Raw genomic sequence first — 18,132 nt, forward strand, 5'->3', positions numbered from 1 at the left:
CGGTCCGGCTCCGTCCGCGGAGCCGTCCGCAGCCCGGGACCGAGAGCCGGACCCGGCCCCGGAGTCAGAAACAGACAGACAGCCCCAGACCCAGACGCAGACCCTGACCCAGACCCAGAGAACCTGAGAGGAGGTCGCAGAATGCCGGACGACGTCTCCCGCACGTCGGGCCAGAACTGGGCGGCGCAGCACCATGCCTCCCAGCACACGTCCGCACATGCGAACCCGCTTCCCTCCGAGCTCAGCTCCCCCGCGTTCCCGGCTCCCCCGAGGCCCGCGGCATCCGAGCCGATGCCCGCCTTCCCAGCCTCCCGGGACATGCCTGCCCCCGGCCCGCTCCGCGTGGTCGTCGCCGACGACAACCCGGTGGTCCGCGCCGGACTGGGCGTCCTGCTGTCCGGCCGCGAGGACATCGAGGTCGTCGCCGAGGCGGCGGACGGCCGCCAGGCGTACGAGATGGCCGTGCGGCACCGCCCGGACGTCGTCCTGCTCGACGTCCGCATGCCGGGCGTGGACGGCATCTCCGCGCTGCCGCACCTCGTGCAGGTGGCGCCGGTGATGATGCTGACGTACAGCCGCGAGAGCGAGATCGTGCACGAGGCGCTGCGCCTGGGGGCCGGAGGCTACCTGGTGCACGGCGAGTTCACGGCGGACCAGCTGGTGCAGGCGGTACGTGACACCAAGAGCGGCCGGGCCCACTTCACCGCCACGGCGGCGAACGCCCTCCTGGCCCACATGCGCCAGGGCACCGCACCACAGGGCGGCCCGCTCCCGGACGGCCTGGGTTCAGCCCTGGCGCCGGCCCCGGCGCCGCTGCCCCCGTACGGTGCGCCTGCACATGGACCGGCGCACCAAGGGCCCCCACCTGCGACGCGACCAGACCGTCCGGCGCAGGGTCTTTCGCAACTGCAACCGGTTGTGGCACAGTCATCGAAGGCGGGCGACCCGGCAGGTGCGCCCAACTCGGCCCAGCACGGCCTGAGTTCCCGGGAGGTGGAGGTCATGGAGCTGATCGCGTCCGGCATGAGCAATCAGCAGATCGCCGCCACCTGCTTCATCAGCGAGAAGACGGTCAAGAACCACATCAACCGCATCTTCACCAAGCTCCACAGCGGAAGCCGCAGCGAGGCCATCGCCCGATGGCTGGGCACGGCACCGGGCGGCAGGCCCGGCCTGGGGGGCAGGTAGCCATGACCGCACGGGGGAAGCGCCGCACGACGTCCGGGGCCCGCGAGGCAGCCCGGGCCCAGAACCGGGGACGCAGGGCCCAACTCACGCATTGGGCCCGGCTTTGGGCCCTGGGACCCTCTCTCGGGAAGGGTGTTCCGCCGTACGTTTCTCATGTCGCAAACGGCACCGGCCAGGAGGAAGCCGGTAACGGAGGCGACAACCGAGAAACGTGTGAGTCGGCCGGCTGTCGGTCGGCCGGACCTGGAGGGGAACACCATGTCGAACATCACCCTGAAGACCGCCGTCCGCGTCAACGGCTGGACGAACACCGCGATCAGCGCCATCCAGAAGCGCTACGAGGCGAAGGACCGGGGCCAGACGGCGTTCGAGTACCTGGGCATCATCCTGGTGGTCGTGGCGATCATCGGCGGCATGGTGGCCTCGGGCATCGGCTCGGCGATCACGACCCGCATTACGGGTCTGGTGAGCTCCATCACTGCGGGCAAGTGACCAAGACCCGGTGCAGCGATCGAGGGCAGGCCTTCCCCATCTACATCGTGATGGTGGCGGGTCTGCTCTTTCTCGCGTTCGCGTTCTTTGCGGTCGGTAAGGCTTCGGCCACGCGTAATGGTGCTCAGGGGGCCGCTGACGCAGCGGCCCTCGCTGCTGCCCAGCAGGCCCGCGACGAGATAGGGCCGGCGTTCCTCGGATCGCTTCTGCTGCCCGGCGGGCTCAACGACTTCTTCGGGAACCACTACATCAGCGGTGAGCCGTGCAATCAGGCGCAGCGTTTCGCCGCGAGCAATCGCGCGGATGTGGTTGGGGGCTGCAGGTGGGCCTCCGGTTTCCAGCGTGACGAGGTCACCGTCAAGGTCGAGACCCGCAACACGGTGGGCGACACGGTGATACCCGGTACGGAGAAGAGGCACGCCACAGCCACCGCGACGGCTGTGATCGAGTTCCGGTGCAACTGGAAGCCTGCCGAGAAGCCGGACGGGGAGGCATCGCCTCAGCCGGAGAACGAAGAGGACGAGGGCGAGAAGCCCGAGACTCCAGGCCCGTTCACCTTCCAATGTGACGGTAGGGATCGGTTCGAGATCGACCCTCTTCGTCCTGATCCCTGGGCTGAGCTGGGCGAGACGCTCTTTGCCGTGCATCTGACCGACGACTGACAGCGAACGACGAGTAAAGGAACCAGAACCCATGAGCATTCGGCGCACACCGAGGTCTCGAAGGGCAGTGGCGGTTGCCTCGATGGCAGCGGCGCTGGCCCTCACGGTCACGGGCTGCGGTGGTGACGACGGCGACCCCGAGAGCAGCGCTTCGTCCGCTTCCGCCAAGACCGACAAGTCGAACAAGGGGGCCAACCCCGATACGGCGGCCGGTGAGGAAACGGACCCGGATGCGAAGCTCGCCGAGATCAAGGGCGAGGTGGGGCTCGTACTGGTCGTTCAGGAGGTCAAGCGCGACTCCGGTGGCTTTGTCACGGTGAGCGGCGAGATCAAGAACACAGGTGACCAGCCCCGAAGCTTGAATGGCATGGAGGGCACGGAGAGCAACGTCGTGGCGCAGAACCCCAACTCTGTCGCGGGAGCCACCCTTGTCGACAAGGTGGGCAAGAAGCGCTACTACGTGCTGCGGGACACGGATAACCGGTGCCTGTGCACAACAGCCATGACCAATGTCGCGGCAGGGGGTTCCGCACCTGTCTTCATGCAGTTCCCGGCTCCGCCCAGCACGACGACGGAGGTTGACTTCACTCTTCCGTCGTTCTCCACCACTTCGCTGAAGATCTCCGGGTGATGAACGAGATGACCCACCTTCGCAGGCGAATGGGACCAGCCAGGTCGACCGGCGTGGCGGTGGCCACGACGTTGTTCACGGTGAGCGTGACGTTCATGGGCGCCGTGTCCGCGCAGGCGGACGACGGCCCCAGCGTCCCTCCGGGGACCGAGGCGTCGGCCGAACCCCCCGTCAAGACGGACGGCAACGATCCGGACCTCAAGATGCCCGAGGGCGGCACCCTCGCTCCGGGAAAGGTCCTCGACATCATCCAGGTGGTCGAGGATCTCGGTGGCGAGGAGCGTCGCGAGGACAGCAACGCGGACATCAAGTTCGCGCTCCAGGCCGAAGTCCTCTTCGGCAAGGACAGCGCGAAGCTGAGTTCCGAGGCCAACTCCCGCATCGTCGCCATCGCCGCCGAGATCGAGAAGCAGAACGCGACCAAGGTCCGCGTCTTCGGCTTCACCGACAACCTCGGTTCGTCGGCGCACGGCGACGTGCTGTCCAAGCAGCGCGCCGAAGCCGTCAACAGCGTGCTCTCCAAGGAGCTCGACCCGTCGATCACCTTCGAGATCCGTGGCTACGGCGAGCAGTACCCCATCGCCGATAACACCACGGAGGAAGGCCGCAAGAAGAACCGTCGCGTGGAGGTCTCCTTCCCGCGTGGCGAGGGCTCCTGATCCGGACCGGCCGTCCGGGAGCGCGGGTCCCTGAAGGGCCCGCGCGGTCCCGGTGAGAACCGCGCGGCAGCGGCACCTGCGCCGCTGCCGTGCGGTTCGTGCGTATGAGGACGACTTTCTTCCGGCCGCCGGAGACCGGACGATGGTGACCCGGCCCGGAGTTCCGGGCCCTTCGCGGCGGGGGCGTGGTGTGGAGCCGTTGACTCGGGAAGATCCGCGGCAGGTCGGTCCCTTTCTCCTGCTCATGCGCCTCGGGGAGGGCGGGATGGGTCGGGTATATCTGGGACGCTCACCGACCGGCCGCATGGTGGCGGTGAAGCTGGTGCACGCGGGGCTGGTGGGCACCCCCGGTTTCCGGGAGCGGTTCGCCCGGGAGGTGCGCATATCCAGGACGGTGACGGGCGCCGGCACGGTGCCGGTCGTGGCCGCTGATCCAGAGGCGGCGGTTCCCTGGCTGGCGTCGGCCTATGTGGCCGGCCCGTCGCTCGCGGAAGCCGTGCACCAGTACGGCCCGTTCGCCACCCCCGCCCTCTGGCGCATGCTGTCGGGACTCGGCCAAGCGTTGGAGGCTGTGCACACCAGCGGACTCGTACACCGGGACCTCAAGCCCTCCAACGTCCTGCTGTCCCTGGACCGGCCGCTGCTGATCGATTTCGGGATCGCCCGTGCGGCCGACGAGGCCGGGCTCACCGGCACCGGACTCGTCGTCGGTTCGCCCGGATACATGTCACCTGAGCAGGCCGAGGGGCGGGAGGTCTCCCCAGCCGGCGACGTCTTCTCACTGGGAGCCGTGCTGGCGTTCGCGGCGACCGGGCGCAGCCCGTTCGGCGGGGGATCGAGTCCGGAGCTGCTGTACCGGATCGTGCATCACGCCCCGGACCTCAGCGGCGTCGACGAGGCGCTCGCCGGTGTCGTACGGGAGTGTCTGGCCAAAGCCCCGGGGCAACGGCCGTCACCGTCGGCGCTGCGGGAACGCGCGGACGCCGCGATTCAGGACGCCGGTACGGACTGGCTGCCCGCCCCGGTGGCCTCCGCGATCGCCAGGAGAGCCGAGCAACTGCTCAACATGGAGGGTGAGAGAACCGAGGTGACCGGGGCGGGCGACCGGCTGCCGCCCAGGGCCCGCCCCACCGCCGTCGTCACCGAGGTGGTGTCCGAGCCGTCACCAGGGCAGCATGCCGCGCCGACCCAGGCGGCGGGACGGTACGGCGCCGTAGCCCCGCCGCGCCCGCCCTTACCGCCGCCGGCCGGCCACCGGACACCGGGGCTCCATGAGCCGACCGTTCTCCGGACGGACGGAGCCGGTGCGAGCGGTCGGCGCGGCTCCGCCGCCAAGGCCGCGGTCTTCCTCGGCCTGACCGTCGCCGCGGTGGCCACCGGGGTGATCATCGCCCTCAACACCGCCGACCTCTCCGTACCTTCGGGATCGGGCGGCGACACGTCTGCTTCCCAGCCGGCGGTTCCGGCGACGGCGAGCCCGGCCGAGGGCGGGACAAAACGTACGGCTCCGGCCACCGAAACTCCGGCCGAACAGCCGACGAAGGAGGTCTCGCCCGTCGCGGGCGAGTGGCGCGGCACCTACCGCTGCGGCCAGGGGGAGACAGGTCTCACCCTGACGATCACCGATACCGACGGCGCCCTGACTGCCACCTTCGGTTTCTATCCGATCGCCTCCAACCCCGATGTCCCGAGAGGGTCCTTCGCCATGCGCGGGACGCGCGTCGGGACGCACATGGACCTCTACGGCGACCACTGGATCACGCAACCGGAGGACTACCTGATGGTCGGTCTCTCGGCAGAGGTCGCCGACGGAACCCCGAAGGCACTGGTCGGCCCCGTGACCGACACGGACGGAGCGCCGAGCGACAGCTGCACCACGTTCTCCGTGGAAAGGCGGTGAGGGAGCTCATTTTGGGCCCGTGGGCCCAGGCGCCGTGTCCGGTCGGCATCGTACGGTTGTTCACCAATTTGGTTCGTGATGCGGTGAGTTGAGGTCGGACATGTCCACGGTGGGGTCCACTCCCGATTTCGGCGGCGCCTGGCGCCCGCCCGTTGCCGAGCGCCAGGACATGCCTCAGCTGCTGAGGGTGTCCCGTGTCCTCGTCCACATCCTGTTCGCCATCACCGTGTTCGGCGGTGTGGGGCTGCTCCTGACAGCCGCGAGCATCGACGCCGTGGACGGCGCTCTGCTGGCACTCACCCTGTACGGCGCCGCGCCCGGTATCGCCGGGTGGATCCTCGCGCGCAGGGCGTGGACCGGCGGGGTGTGGGTCTGGCGCGGACTCGTCGGCGTACAGATATGGCTGCTCCTCGGCGGGGTGTCCAGCCTGCGCGACGGTTCTCTGCGCGGGCTGACCCAGATGTTCCTGCCCCTGGTGATCCTGGTCCTCCTGAGCCGGGCGGAGAGCCGGCAGTGGTTCCGGCTGGACGAACAGCACCGGCGGGTTCACGAACAGCCGCGGTTCTCGCTCTCGCGGATGATCACGTGGCGCAGGGACCGGGGCCAGTCGGCGATGGAGTACCTCGGGCTGATCACCGTCGTGGCGGCGATCATCCTCGCGCTGGCACTGGGCGGTGTGGGCGGGCAGATAACCAACGGCTTGCAGGCCGCCATCTGCTCGCTCACAGGCAGCTCCTGCCCCGCGCCGGGTACGGGATCGCAGACGGTGGAGGCCGGCGACGGCACGACCGACGGCGGTACGGACACGGGCGGTACGGACACCGGCGGCACCGACGCGGGCGGTACGGACACCGGCGGTACGGATGCCGGTGGCACCGACGCGGGCGGTACGGACGGCACCACGGGCGGCACGGGCGGCGACTCAGGCGGTACGGACAGCAGCACGGGCGGAACCACCGGCAGCACCGGCGGGGATGCGGGCGGTACGGACGGCACAGGCGGCACCACCGGCGGCACCGAGACCCAGCCCATCGGCACCGGACCCATCGAGACCGAGGACGACAAGACCGAGGCCGCCGAGGACGAGCCCGGCTGGGAGGACGACGAGGACGCGTCGGGCGAGGGCGACAAGGACGACGACGAGGGCTGCTTCTCCGGGTTCGGGGCCTTCTTCTCCTGCGCCGGGGACAAGGTCAAGCAGGTCGGCCAGGGCCTCTTCGTCGACGGCATCTGGGGCGACCTCACCGGGATCTGGGACACGGTCACGGACCTCCCCGGCACCTGGGACGGACTCAAGGACTACGGCGGCTCGCTCGGCGACGCGTGGTCCGAGGGCACCAAGGACGCCGGTGACAAGTGGCGTAAGGGCGACTACTGGGATGCCCTGACCGACTGGGGCGGCTCCTCGGTCGACACCGGACTGACCGTGCTCGACGACATGTTCATCGGCGACGAGGTCAAGGACCAGTGGAACAACGGCCAGAAGACCCGGGCCGGCACCACCGTCGTATGGAACATCGGCTCGCTCTTCATCCCCGGTTACGGCGAGGCCAAGATCGCCCAGAAGCTGGGCAAGCTCGGGAAACTCGGCAAGCTGGGCAAGCTCGGAGAGGCGGCCCAGAAGGCCGGCAAGGCCGCCGAGCGGGCGCGCAAGGCTGCGGGCAAAGGCGATGTCGACGGCGCGAAGAAGGCCGCGGACGAGGCCCAGGAGCACGCCGACGACGCGGCCGACAGGCTGGCGGAGAAGGGCTGCCTGATCAGCTCGGGGCCGCTCGACGGCGGTCTGCCGGGGCCTTCGTACGCCGGAGGCGTGAACGCGGCGGCGGGCGCCCCTGTCGTGTACCGCGCCAACGGCGTCCCCGCGCTCTTCGGCGCGGAGACGGAGTGCGACGGTGTCAGCCAGGAGGAGATCGACGCCGCCGAGCAGGCCCAGAAGGACGCCGACGCGGGCAAGGCGGCGGCGAAGGAGGCCAGCCGCAAGAAGGTCGCCAAGTGGGCGAAGCCCTCCTGGTACAACGACCTCAAGAACCCCCGCAAGGGTTCGAAGGACCTGGGCGACGGCACGTGGAAGGCCAAGAAGTCCGTCGCGTACTGGCCCAGCATGGAGCGCTGGATGCGCTACCAGGAACAGGTCTCCGGCGTGAAGCGGGGCAAGGAGTACGCCGTCAAGGACCCCGAGACCGGCCGTGACGTCGACTTCGACGGGTGGGACTCCGCCTCGCAGACGTACAAGGAGGCTAAGTTCGGATATGGAAAGAAGGTCCGGCCCGACGGAACTCTGGAACCGGCGCAGGCGGCGAAGTTCGTGGAGCAGGCACAACGCCAGGTGCGCGCCGCCGGGGGCAAGCCCGTCGAGTGGAACTTCTCCAATCCGAAGGTCGCCGAGGCGGCGCAGAAGGCGTTCGACGACGCCGACGTGGATGTGATCGTGAAGCACACTGCTGTAGAGAAGTAGCGGCAGCGGACGCACGAGGGCGGAGAGGCGCGAATGTCCGGCGAAGTGGTAGTGAAGGTGTCCTGGGGCCCCCGGCCCGAGTCGTCCGAGGAGCTGGCGGTGCGCTGGCTGGAGGCGCTCCGCCGGCTGACGGAGCTGTCGGCGCCCGCGCCGGTCGACTGGCGCTGGGACGCGGAGGACGGGAAGGGCGGCCCCGTCCCGTCCTCCGCGGGGGACGTCGCCGCCGTCGTCGAGGCCGGAGGCCCGGAGGAGGACGCCGACATCCTCGGCAGACAGGCCGCCGTCGTCGGGACGTGGCCGGACGGCTCCTACGCCTATCTGCGGGCCAAGGGGGGCGGCAGTGACGCGTACACGCCGTTCACGGCGACTCTCCAGCTGTTCCCGGCGTCCGGCGCGGCCGCCGGGAGCGAGCATCCGCTGGCCGGCCGGCTGCCCGACGCGCTCGTCGCCCTGGCCGAATCCTGGGGGGCCGACACCGGCCTCGCCTACGACCGTCCGCTGTTCAACGCGATCAGGTCGGCCTTCGGTCTCCGTAACTCGCAGCCCCGCTGCGGCTGGGCGACGTATCTCTCCGCCAACCGCGCCGCCCTCGTGCCCGAGGACCTGCCCGGCGCGCGGCACACCACCAAGGGCGGCGGGCTGGTGCTGGACTCCGGGCGCACCACGGAAGCGGTGGAGGCCGCCCAGCGGGCGCTGGCGGGCGCGGGCGCACTGGAGCCCCTGACCGCCTCGGCGCCCCGGCCCGCCTGGTGAGCGAGGCGCTGGAGCTCAGGTCCAGGGTGCGCGGTGACATCGCCGCGATCGAGGCGCTGCGGACAGGTCCGTACGCGCCGCCCTGGACCGGCTGCGCCGACCCCGGACGCTCGGCCTCCGGCGAGGACTTCGCGATCGTCGCCCTGCGGGTCAGCGAGGACTTCTACGGAGCCGATGGAAACGGCGAGGACGACGCCGAGCGGATGGACGCGGCGCACGAGGCGTTCGAGACCGAGCGCTGGGGCGTGGTCCTCGCCCTCGACGAGCGCTGGGGGCCGCACCGAGAGCTCTCCGCCATGGCGTACGAGGAGTCCGAGGTGGCGGCCGGCGCCGTGCCGCCGTTCTTCGGGGCGCTCGTCGAGCTCGGCTACTCCGGCGACGTACAGACCTGGGACGTGAGCGGGCGCAGGGTCGGGGTCGGCGTCGGGCAGATGGACCAGGAGGAGCCGGTCGTACTCTTCGCCGTAGCCCTGGACCCGGAGTACGCCACCGACTGACGCGTACGTCACCGGCTGACGCGTGCGCCACCGCCGCACCTGCCTAGCCCGGCCATCAACTTAAGGGACTCAACTCACCTGACCTGGCCCCGGGGTGACAGGGTGACAGGACAGGGGGCCGGCAGAAGTGCCCGCCGGTGCTGTCGAGAGCCGAGGAGTACGTCGTGCTGAACGTCGTCGTCAATGGTGCCTGGGGCGCCCGCGAAGAGGACCCGAAGGCCATCGCCGCACGGTGGTACGCCACCCTGGCGCGTCTGGCGGACATTGACGCGGGCACGTTCCACGGGTGGCACGAGGCGGGGGACGGTGTCCCGGCCGATCCCCTGCTGACGCCCTCCGTCCCGGCGCTGGCCGACTACCTCGTACGGGAGAACCCAGGACCGGATCTCGGCGTGGTGGGTTACGGCGGGCAGCTGTGGGCGCACAACGAGGGTGCGGCGAAGGCGACCTCGAACGTCCGAGCGGGCGGTCTCTCCCCGTACATCACCCGTTCCGCCTCGGTCATCTTTCGCTCGCACACGGTGGACGAGGACGCGGACGTCATACGGCGCACCCCCGAGATCCTGGCGGTCATCGGCGAGGAGTGGGACATCGACACCGGGCAGGTGTACGACAGGCCGCTGTACAGGACGGTCGCGGACCACTTCGGCCTGAAGAACTCGGACCCCCGATGCGGCCGGGCGGTCTGGCTCTCCGAGCGGCGGGCGGGGCTCGCCCCCGAGGGACTGCCGGGCACGTACACACCTGCCGCGCACGGCGGGCTGGTCATCGACCTGACGTACGGCGGGACGCGAACGCCATCGGTGGAGACCGTCATCGAGGTCAACACCCAGCTCCGCGCGACGGGCGCGCTGGATCCGCTCACCCCGCCCTTCGACCGTGCCACACTCTGAGCGCTATGACGGACCGCTTCGGCTCACACGGCTTCGATGTGGGCTCTTCCGCCACAGAGTCTGACCATGCCGTCGGCGTCCGACGTAAGGATGATGCGTGGACCCTGGTAATGCAGGGCCGTCGCCGCCACCACCGCGTCGATCGCGTACTTGTGCCCATGGAGACCGGCGTCGCGCAACAGGTCGATCGCGTTCCAGGTGATCGCTTCGGTCACCGGCAGCACCTGAAGTCGTGACACGTACCAGCGGAACCGGTCCATCCGGACATTGCCGTGCCAAGCCTCGATCAGCGTCAGATCGCTCACGGCGACCAGCATGTCGTTCGTGTGCGCCACCTTGATGAAAGCGGTGACCTGGGGATCGGCCGCTACCGCCTTGGAGAGGCCCTCACTGTCGAGCAGGAGAACTCCTTGGTTCAGCCGGCTGCGCGGTCGCGCCACGTCGGGTCCCCCTGGCCGTCCTGCTCGCCTTCGCCGTCGTTCTCCGACGCGGCGAGTGCTTCGGCCACGCGAAACGCCTCGACGGCGCGGTCCGTCATGGCCTGAGGGATCGGACCGGTCTCGTCGTCGCTTGCCTGCAACAACTCGTCCAACAGGTCGCGCTGTATCTGCCGCTCGACGGCGGCGCTGATGTAGGCCGAGAAGCCCCGAGCGCCGACCCGTGCCTTCACGGCCGCGATCCGGCTGGCCGGCATGGAGACACTGACCTTCTGGGCGGGGCCTTCGTCGTGCTCATGCTCCCGCGAGACATCCATGGGAGCCACAGTAGCAAAAGGGGTAGCAATAGGCGCTGCGATCGTGCTCCGGCGGGCCCGTGTACCGGTACCGTTTGCGCCTGCTCGGGGATGCCGCGACGGACTGCCGCGCTCACCCCACCATCGCCGCGAACGCGACCAGCAGCCCCAGCGAGAACAGCCCGAGCACCCCCGCGAAGACCGTCGGCATCAGTACCGGCCCCCATGCCCCCGGGCCTGCCACCGTCGCCCGCCGCTCCGGGTCCGCCGGGTCGAACGAGACCCGCACCGGCGCCCCGACCTCGAAGCCGAAGGGGCCCGGGGCGTGGTCCGTGAACTCCACCTCCCGGCCGTCCGGGGTGCGGAAGGCGAAGACGTACTCCGTGCGGTAACGGTTCTCCGCACCGGAGCCCCGGTCGATCACGCGGCGGTCCGCGCACCGGCCCTCGGCGCGCTCGCCGTGCCGGACGAGCCGCACCACACGCAGCAGCCGGAGGCCGGAGCGGACCGCGAACGCGCCGAGGAACAGGCCGAACAGCAGCAGGAAGGTGGCCGTGCCACCGGGCAGTACGTCCATGAACTCGGCTCCGAGACGGGTTACTTGACGGTGATGGAAGCGACGAACGCGTCGAGGTCCGCCGGGCTCAGCGCGCCCTTCACCGCATTGACCCGGATGGCGAACGGTACGTCCTTCGAGTCGACCCCGGCCACCACCACCCCCGTCATCCGCGTCCCCTTCACCGGCGTCGACTCCTCGCCCGTCGAGGTGAACTCGTAGTCGATCCTGCGTGCTTCGCGGGCGCTCTCCTCGCCGGCCAGCCGCACGTCCTCGGTCTCCTGGCGGGTCGCGCCGAGGCCGATCCCGGCGCCCGCCGCAGCCGCGGCCTCCCCGGCGTCACCGACACCTGTGGCGAAGTCCAGCTGGACCGAGACCATGCCGGTGCGCAGCCCCTTCTCCTCCTTCAGCGCGACCGCCGCGTTGGCCTCGCTGCGCTCGGAGGCCGGCTGCGGGGCGTACCCCTGGTCCTTCGGGTAGCCGACGGACACGCTCTTCGTGTCGAGCGTGCCCCAGCCGTCCGGGACCGTGGCCGTGTCCTCACCACCGCAGCCGCTGAGCAGCGTCAGGCCGAAGACGGCGGCTGCCGCCGCACCGAGAGCCCTGGAGTTCGTCAACGTCATCGCCTCTCGTCGAGCGTGTTCAACGTGCGCAGTAGCTGTAGGGCAGGTACGAGCGCTTGTCGCCCTGCGGAGCCCCGAGGAACTGCGCGTCCGTCAGTGTCTCCTTCTTGTGCTCGTCGGAGATCGAGAATCCGAGACTCATGCCCAGCGAGACCTCGAAGCCGAACTCCTGGGCGTCCGTCTCACCGTGGTACTGCATCGTGCTGGACAGGCCGTCCTGGAACATCAGCTGCTCGAAGGGGTCGGTCCCCTCCGGCTTCTTCTCCAGGGACTTGTCGCCGAACATGTACTCGAAGGGCGCCGTGTTGTTGCCGGAGCCGTCGAGCCAGGTCTCCGCGATGGCCCGCTTGGCCTCGGTGGCGTCGTCGGTCTCCTTGCCGAAGACGATCGAGTTCGTCTGCACCTCGATGCCGGTGTCCCCGGACGAGTCGGTGACGTTCCCCTTGCCTCCGCGCTTGTCGTCGTCCTTCTTGCCGTTGTCGCCGGAGACCTCGCCCTTGTCGGACGTGGAGGTCTTCTCCACCGTCTTCGTCATGTCGATCCGGACGATCTTCCCGGTCTTCTGGTCACGGGTGACGGTGATGGCCCCGGTGTGCGTGTCCTTGGCGCCCGCGGTGCCGCCCAGCGGCCCGGCGTTGCCGCCCACCTTGCCCTCCAGCTCCAGCTTGGCGGTGTAGGTGTACGACTCGTTGCCGTTGACGTCGTCCTTGGTGATCGTCACGTCCGGCGAGAACTTCGCCTTGCCGCCCAGCTTGGCGCCGAGCTGGTCCTCGTCGCCGGCCTTGATGGAGAGGCCGCCGTCCGCGTACACGTTGAGGCCGATGGTCGAGTAGGAGATCTTCTTGTCGCCGATCTTCTTCTCGATGTCCTCCTTCTTGTCCGCCCACTTCATGCCGGAGTACCAGTTGCCGCCGTAGGCGCCGCCGTGGGTCATCGAGGTCTCCCACATCTTCATTTCCTCGATGTCGTCCCGCATCTTCTGGGCGTCCTCCTCGCTCTTGAACACCCAGGTGTCGCCGTTGGTTATCTTGATGCCGCCGCCGATGTCGATGTCCGCCTTCCCCAGACTGCCGAGCTTGACGCCCGGCGTACTGGCGTTGACGCCCGCCGACGCGGCATCGGTGAAGGTCATGTAGACCAGCTTGTCGTTCTCGTCGACCTTGCCGTCGTCGTTCACATCGGTGTTGGCCTGGGCGACCTTCTGCTGGAAGCCGTACTCCTCGCCCCACTCGAACCAGCCGATCTTGACCTTGCCGCCCGCCGTGTCGGAGATGCTGGAGACCTGGCACAGCTTGGGTTCGTAGTCGGCGTCCGTCTTGGGCTTCGCCGTTCCGTCCCCGTCCGTCGCGCACCCCCCGGCGCCGCCCCCGGTGAGCGAGGTGATGGCGCAGCGGATGCGGTCGCCTATCCGGCCGCCGACGCCGGCCATGGCGAGCGCGGCGACGAGCGCGACGACCAGCACGATGACACCGAGGTACTCGGTGGCCGTGGCGCCGGTGTCCCGCCAGTTGTACGAGCGTGCGTACGCCGAGGGGGACGCGGAGTCCGAGCCCCGGTCCTCCATCAGCTGGTCCAGGACCAGCCCCACGGCCGAGCCCGTGACCATCGCGACCGCCGGCATCAGCACGCCCTCGGTGCCCACGACATCCCAGGTGACGACATAGCCGAAGGCGAGTCCGGCGACGGGGACGGCGAGCGCGCCGAGGGAGTAGAGGACGCGCGATGCGCGCTGGCGGTCCGGAAGCACCCGGGCCGCCGCGAGGACCGTCAGCACGGTGACGACGACGCCGGGCAGATGCAGCAGGGCCAGCCGCCAGCCGAAGACCTCGAGCCGTTCCTCGGTCGCGAGCGTCTCGACGAGGGTCCGTGTCATCAGGTACCCGGCGAGTACGTAGACGAGCGCGCCGGCGGCCCAGCTACGGCTCAGCGGAAAGAACCAGCCGTCCCCGCCGCCGCCCGCACCGGGCGGCACATGGCCCGGGATTCCGCGTCCCCAGTCTCTGCCACCGCTCACGGTTCACCCTCTCGCCCATGCCTGCCCTGTTGTCTTCAGGGTGGTGAATGTACGGAGGCGAGGCGTGCCCGACCTGGGCCCTCGGCCCCAAAGACGGGCCCAACTTGCGGCACCACAGGCCCGGTTCGAGGGCTGGGTCCGAGGTCCCCGGGGCGATAACGAGGAACCGAACGGCCTTGATCGGCAGGCACATTGGGGTCCGGGGGCCCAAGACCGCCCGGCTGTCGGGTGGTTAGCGTCGTGTGTATGACTGGTCCGGGGGATGTGCGTCGTCGGTTGCGCCGTTGGTCGCGGGGGGGTGTGCCTCGGACGGGGGTGCGGTTGCTCGGGTTGCGCAGGTCGCGCGGGGGTGAGCGTGGTCAGGGTGCGATCGAGTATCTGGGTCTTGTCCTGGTGGTGGTGGCGATCGTCGGTGCTCTGGTGGCGACGGGGATCGGTGCGGAGCTGACGGAGAAGATCAGTGCGCAGGTCTGCCGGATCGGTGGCGGTGGCGGGTGCGGTGATGGTGGTGGCGGGGACGACACGGATGTCACCGCGGATGGTCCGGCGGGTGAGGGTGATCCGGTTTCGGACGGTGGTGGTCCGAAGTCTCAGTCGCAGATTGATTATGACGCCGCGCTGAAGGAGTTGCAGGACGCGCAGAAGGCGGAGAAGGACAGCTCGGATCAGGCGATCGAGGCGGCGAAGGAGCTGGCGAAGATCCTGGCTGATGAGCTGGGGATCACGGATGCTCTGGATTGCATCACCAAGGGGGATATGGGTGCGTGCACGGAGACGTTGATCAATGTGCTGTTGAGTCTGGTGGGTGGTGCGGTCGGGAAGCTCGCGGCGAAGTACGGGGCGCCGTGGAAGTGGAAGAAGGCCGTCGAGCTGGTCAAGAAGCTGAAGAAGCATGGCGGGGATCTGTATGACGGTCTGAAGAATCTGATCAAGAACCGTAAGAAGGTCTCGGACGCGGAGAAGAAGCTCGCGGACGCGAAGAAGAAGCTCGACGCCGAGAAGAAGGACCCGCCCAAGAAGGACGACAAGCCCGACGACAAGCCGGTCACCTGCCCGGTCAAGCACAGCTTCCTTCCGGGCACTCCGGTCCTGCTCGCGGACGGCCGCCGTCTCGGGATCGAGAAGGTCGCAGTCGGCTCCCTCGTCTCCGCGACGGACCCGGGGACGGGGCTGACAGGGGCCCGTGCGGTCGAGCGGCTGATCACGACCCACGAGGACAAGCACTTCACGCGCCTGGTGTTCCGCACACCGACCGGGCCCTCGGCACTCACGGCCACCGACACCCACCCGTTCTGGTCCGTCGACAGGCGCGGCTGGGTGGACGCCGGCGAGATCCGCCCCGGAGCCGAACTCCGCACTCCGGCCGGAACCGCGCTCACGGTCGCAGCCGTCTCCCGGTACACCCAGCGGCAGACCACGTACGACCTCACCGTCGTCGGCATCCACACGTACTACGTGTTCGCGGGCGACACCCCGGTCCTGGTGCACAACAACAACTGCGGGTTCCGGCCCGGCGTCGCCGACGAGAAGTACGACAAGCACGTGCTGGGGCTCGACGACGCCGGAAAGCCCACCCGCACGGCCGACATGCCGGAGTACGACACGCCCGACGGGTTCGACAGGTACGTGGCGGATGCCGAGAACCTGATGGATCCGGCGAGTCTGCCGCCCGGTGTACGCGAGGCCGTCCGCAGTGACGGCGTCGTGATTCGATTGGATGCTCAGGGGAGGATCGGGATGAGGAACGGGAACACCATCACGACTTACTTCCGGCCGGACGATCCGGCCGCATACTTCGCGAACGAGGCAGCTCGATGACTCAAGGTGACAGATTCCGTGACGAGTTCTCGCGCTTGGTCGCCGCGTCGGGACGGTGGCGCGACACCGGTCCCGAGGCGCTCCTGGGCCGCTGGTCGACGTTCGTCGACCAGTGCGAGCAGGGGTACCGGGGGGACGCCGAGGACTACTTCAACGACCTGACGTCGAGGAACTCACTGGAGCGGGCCCTGGCCGCCGAGGAACTGCAGAAATACCCCCAACTCGGCCACCTCCGCGCGGAGGTGGAAGCACTGGACGAGAGGTTCCGCGCCCTCCTCCTCCCGGACGTCTTCCCCAGGATTCCCGAGGAGACCTGGTGGGCCCGCGGTGTGGTGCGAGCCGGGAGGAAACGCCTGGTGGACGACTTGCGGCGGGAGTACGGCGTCGAGGTCGCGGAAGTCGGCTGACCCCGCCTCCACGGCGGCCCCCGCCTCCACGGCGGCCCCCGCCTCCACGGCGGCGCCCGCCTCCACGGCGGCCCCCGCCTCCACGGCGGCGCCCGCCTCCACGGCGGCGGGCCCCGCCCGCGGCGCCGGGCCGCCCCGAACCTCTCCGGACGCCCGCGTGGTCACCGCTGACGCGCGGGCACCGCAGGATCGGCGGAGGCGGGCCGGCCTCCGCGGCGCAGATGGCCGTTGAGCAGGACATGGGCGGCGACCCCGAACACCAGCCCCCAGAACGCCGAGCCGATGCCGAACAGCGTGACGCCCGACGCCGTGGCCAGGAAGGTGATCAGGGCGGCCTCCCGGTCCTTCTCCTCCCGTACCGCGCCCGTGAGGCCACCGGACAGCGCGCCGAGGAGCGCGACCCCGGCGAGGGCGGCGACCAGCTCCTTCGGCAGGCCCGCGAAGAACGCCACCAGGGTCGAGCCGAACGCCCCCACCACCAGGTACACGGCGCCGCAGGCGACCCCGGCGACGTAGCGGCGCCGGGGATCGCGGTGGGCCTCGGGCCCCGTGCAGATCGCGGCGGTGATGGCCGCGAGGTTCACCGCGTGCGAGCCGAAGGGGGCGAGCACCGCCGAGACGAGGCCGGTGGACCCGACGAGGAGCCGGTCGTCGGGGCGGTATCCGGACGCCGACAGCACGCCGACGCCGGGGGCGTTCTGTGAGGCCAGTGTCGCCAGGGTCAGGGGGACCGCGATCCCGACCAGCGAGGCCACCGAGAAGGCGGGCATCGTGAACACCGGCTGCACCAGACCGACATGGTCGAGCCGCACATGGAGCTTCGCGCTCGCGGCACTGCACACCACCCCCGCGACCAGCGCCAGGAGCACCGCGTACCGGGGGAGCCACCGCTTGCCCGCCAGATAGGCCAGGAGCACGGATCCGGCGATGACCGGGGTGTGCTCCAGCGAGGTGAACACATCCGCGCCGAACGAGAAGAGGATGCCCGCGAGCATCGCCGAGACGACCGCGCCCGGCACGAGCCGCATCAGCCGCCCGAAGATCCCGGTCACCCCGATCAGGGCGATGACGACTCCGGACACCACGAAGGCGCCGATCACCTCCCCGTACGCGTACGAACCGATGCTGGTGACCAGCAGGGCGGCACCCGGCGTCGACCACGCGGTGATGACCGGCATACGGGTCCGCAGACTGAGGGCGATACAGGTCAGCCCGCTGCCGATCGAGATCGCCCAGATCCAGGAACCGGTCTGCCCCGCGTCCAGGTGCCCGGCCCGGGCAGCGGACAGCACGATGACCAGCGGACCGGAGTAGGACACGACGACCGCGACGACGCCGGCCAGCACGGCGGAGAGGGAGAGGTCGCGGACCAGCCGTGGCCGTGGGACGGGCGCGCCGGACGGAGGCTGCTCCGTGCGTTCCTCCGCCGTCGGAACCGATGAACCGGCCATCCGCTGTCACCCTTCTCCGCTGTCCACGCCGCCGTACGCCTCGTACGGACGCTCGAAACCCTCGCACGGCGTGCCGAGCCCGCTCCGCCGGGTCCGGCACCCGAGATGACCGGCGGCGGGGCACCTTTGGGCGCGGCCCCCGCCGGTTTGGGTCCGGGGGCCCAAGACCGTTGCCCTGTCCGGTGGTTAGCGTCGGGGTATGACTGGTCCGGGGGATGTGCGTCGTCGGTTGCGCCGTTGGTCGCGGGGGAACGTGCCCCGGACGGAGGTGCGGCTGCTCGGGTTGCGCAGGTCGCGCGGAGGGCAGCGTGGTCAGGGTGCGATCGAGTATCTGGGTCTTGTCCTGGTGGTGGTGGCGATCGTCGGTGCTCTGGTGGCGACGGGGATCGGTGCGGAGCTG

18 protein-coding genes are annotated in these 18,132 nt (G+C 69.8%); 12 read left to right on the plus strand and 6 right to left on the minus strand.

Going from position 1 to position 18,132, the window contains the following annotated elements; translation table 11 throughout:
- Window positions 1-141: 141 nt before the first annotated feature.
- From ACWCQM_RS30725 to ACWCQM_RS30770, 10 genes are all read left to right on the plus strand, one after another.
- Window positions 142-1,188 (plus strand): response regulator, encoded by a 1,047-nt coding sequence (locus ACWCQM_RS30725; RefSeq protein WP_450918341.1) that lies wholly within the window; start codon window positions 142-144, stop codon window positions 1,186-1,188.
- A 258-nt stretch (window positions 1,189-1,446) separates the two neighbouring features.
- Entirely contained in the window at window positions 1,447-1,680 is a 234-nt protein-coding gene (locus ACWCQM_RS30730) for a hypothetical protein (protein WP_450918342.1), read from the plus strand.
- Window positions 1,677-2,342 (plus strand): pilus assembly protein TadG-related protein, encoded by a 666-nt coding sequence (locus tag ACWCQM_RS30735; RefSeq protein WP_450918343.1) that lies wholly within the window; start codon window positions 1,677-1,679, stop codon window positions 2,340-2,342. The genes ACWCQM_RS30730 and ACWCQM_RS30735 overlap by 4 nt, the downstream gene beginning before the upstream one ends.
- Window positions 2,343-2,373: 31 nt before the next feature.
- Entirely contained in the window at window positions 2,374-2,973 is a 600-nt protein-coding gene (locus ACWCQM_RS30740) for a hypothetical protein (RefSeq protein ID WP_450918344.1), read from the plus strand.
- A gap of 29 nt (window positions 2,974-3,002) precedes the next feature.
- Window positions 3,003-3,632, plus strand: a complete 630-nt coding sequence (locus ACWCQM_RS30745) for an OmpA family protein (protein ID WP_450918345.1) — start codon at window positions 3,003-3,005, stop codon at window positions 3,630-3,632.
- Between the two features lie 244 nt (window positions 3,633-3,876).
- A complete protein-coding gene (locus ACWCQM_RS30750) occupies window positions 3,877-5,532 on the plus strand; it encodes a serine/threonine-protein kinase (protein ID WP_450918346.1) in 1,656 nt (551 codons plus the stop codon).
- A gap of 100 nt (window positions 5,533-5,632) precedes the next feature.
- A complete protein-coding gene (locus tag ACWCQM_RS30755; RefSeq protein ID WP_450918347.1) occupies window positions 5,633-7,987 on the plus strand; it encodes a Tox-REase-5 domain-containing protein in 2,355 nt (784 codons plus the stop codon).
- Between the two features lie 33 nt (window positions 7,988-8,020).
- On the plus strand, window positions 8,021-8,740 hold the full coding sequence (locus ACWCQM_RS30760) for a hypothetical protein (RefSeq protein WP_450918348.1): 720 nt from the start codon (window positions 8,021-8,023) through the stop codon (window positions 8,738-8,740).
- Window positions 8,737-9,237 carry a hypothetical protein gene (locus ACWCQM_RS30765; RefSeq protein WP_450918349.1) on the plus strand — a complete coding sequence of 167 codons (501 nt, stop codon included), beginning with the start codon at window positions 8,737-8,739 and terminating at the stop codon, window positions 9,235-9,237. Before ACWCQM_RS30760 ends, ACWCQM_RS30765 begins: the two co-directional genes overlap by 4 nt.
- A 137-nt stretch (window positions 9,238-9,374) precedes the next feature.
- Window positions 9,375-10,130 carry an Imm52 family immunity protein gene (locus tag ACWCQM_RS30770; protein ID WP_450918350.1) on the plus strand — a complete coding sequence of 252 codons (756 nt, stop codon included), beginning with the start codon at window positions 9,375-9,377 and terminating at the stop codon, window positions 10,128-10,130.
- A 23-nt stretch (window positions 10,131-10,153) separates the two neighbouring features.
- Here the strand turns inward: ACWCQM_RS30770 and ACWCQM_RS30775 are convergent, their stop codons facing one another.
- From ACWCQM_RS30775 to ACWCQM_RS30795, 5 genes are all read right to left on the minus strand, one after another.
- Window positions 10,154-10,570, minus strand: a complete 417-nt coding sequence (locus ACWCQM_RS30775; protein ID WP_450918351.1) for a type II toxin-antitoxin system VapC family toxin — start codon at window positions 10,568-10,570, stop codon at window positions 10,154-10,156.
- Window positions 10,546-10,884, minus strand: a complete 339-nt coding sequence (locus tag ACWCQM_RS30780) for a hypothetical protein (protein WP_450918352.1) — start codon at window positions 10,882-10,884, stop codon at window positions 10,546-10,548. Before ACWCQM_RS30780 ends, ACWCQM_RS30775 begins: the two co-directional genes overlap by 25 nt.
- A gap of 112 nt (window positions 10,885-10,996) precedes the next feature.
- The gene (locus tag ACWCQM_RS30785) at window positions 10,997-11,440 is read right to left on the minus strand and encodes a DUF3592 domain-containing protein (protein ID WP_450918353.1); all 444 of its coding nucleotides are present in this window, start codon (window positions 11,438-11,440) and stop codon (window positions 10,997-10,999) included.
- Between the two features lie 20 nt (window positions 11,441-11,460).
- Complete coding sequence (locus ACWCQM_RS30790; protein ID WP_450918354.1) at window positions 11,461-12,042, minus strand: hypothetical protein; 582 nt, start codon at window positions 12,040-12,042, stop codon at window positions 11,461-11,463.
- 19 nt (window positions 12,043-12,061) lie between these two features.
- A complete protein-coding gene (locus ACWCQM_RS30795; RefSeq protein WP_450918355.1) occupies window positions 12,062-14,056 on the minus strand; it encodes a hypothetical protein in 1,995 nt (664 codons plus the stop codon).
- Between the two features lie 330 nt (window positions 14,057-14,386).
- On the opposite strand from ACWCQM_RS30795, the gene ACWCQM_RS30800 reads away from it, so the two are divergent.
- Both ACWCQM_RS30800 and ACWCQM_RS30805 read left to right on the plus strand, forming a co-directional pair.
- Window positions 14,387-15,874: a polymorphic toxin-type HINT domain-containing protein gene (locus ACWCQM_RS30800; RefSeq protein WP_450918356.1), complete on the plus strand. Its 1,488-nt coding sequence runs from the start codon at window positions 14,387-14,389 to the stop codon at window positions 15,872-15,874.
- Window positions 15,871-16,281 (plus strand): hypothetical protein, encoded by a 411-nt coding sequence (locus ACWCQM_RS30805; RefSeq protein ID WP_450918357.1) that lies wholly within the window; start codon window positions 15,871-15,873, stop codon window positions 16,279-16,281. The genes ACWCQM_RS30800 and ACWCQM_RS30805 overlap by 4 nt, the downstream gene beginning before the upstream one ends.
- Window positions 16,282-16,442: 161 nt before the next feature.
- On the opposite strand, the gene ACWCQM_RS30810 is transcribed toward ACWCQM_RS30805, so the two are convergent.
- Window positions 16,443-17,732, minus strand: coding sequence for a benzoate/H(+) symporter BenE family transporter (locus ACWCQM_RS30810; protein WP_450918358.1), 1,290 nt, complete (start codon window positions 17,730-17,732; stop codon window positions 16,443-16,445).
- Window positions 17,733-18,132 lie beyond the last annotated feature (400 nt).

The organism is Streptomyces sp. NPDC002125, from assembly GCF_053593715.1.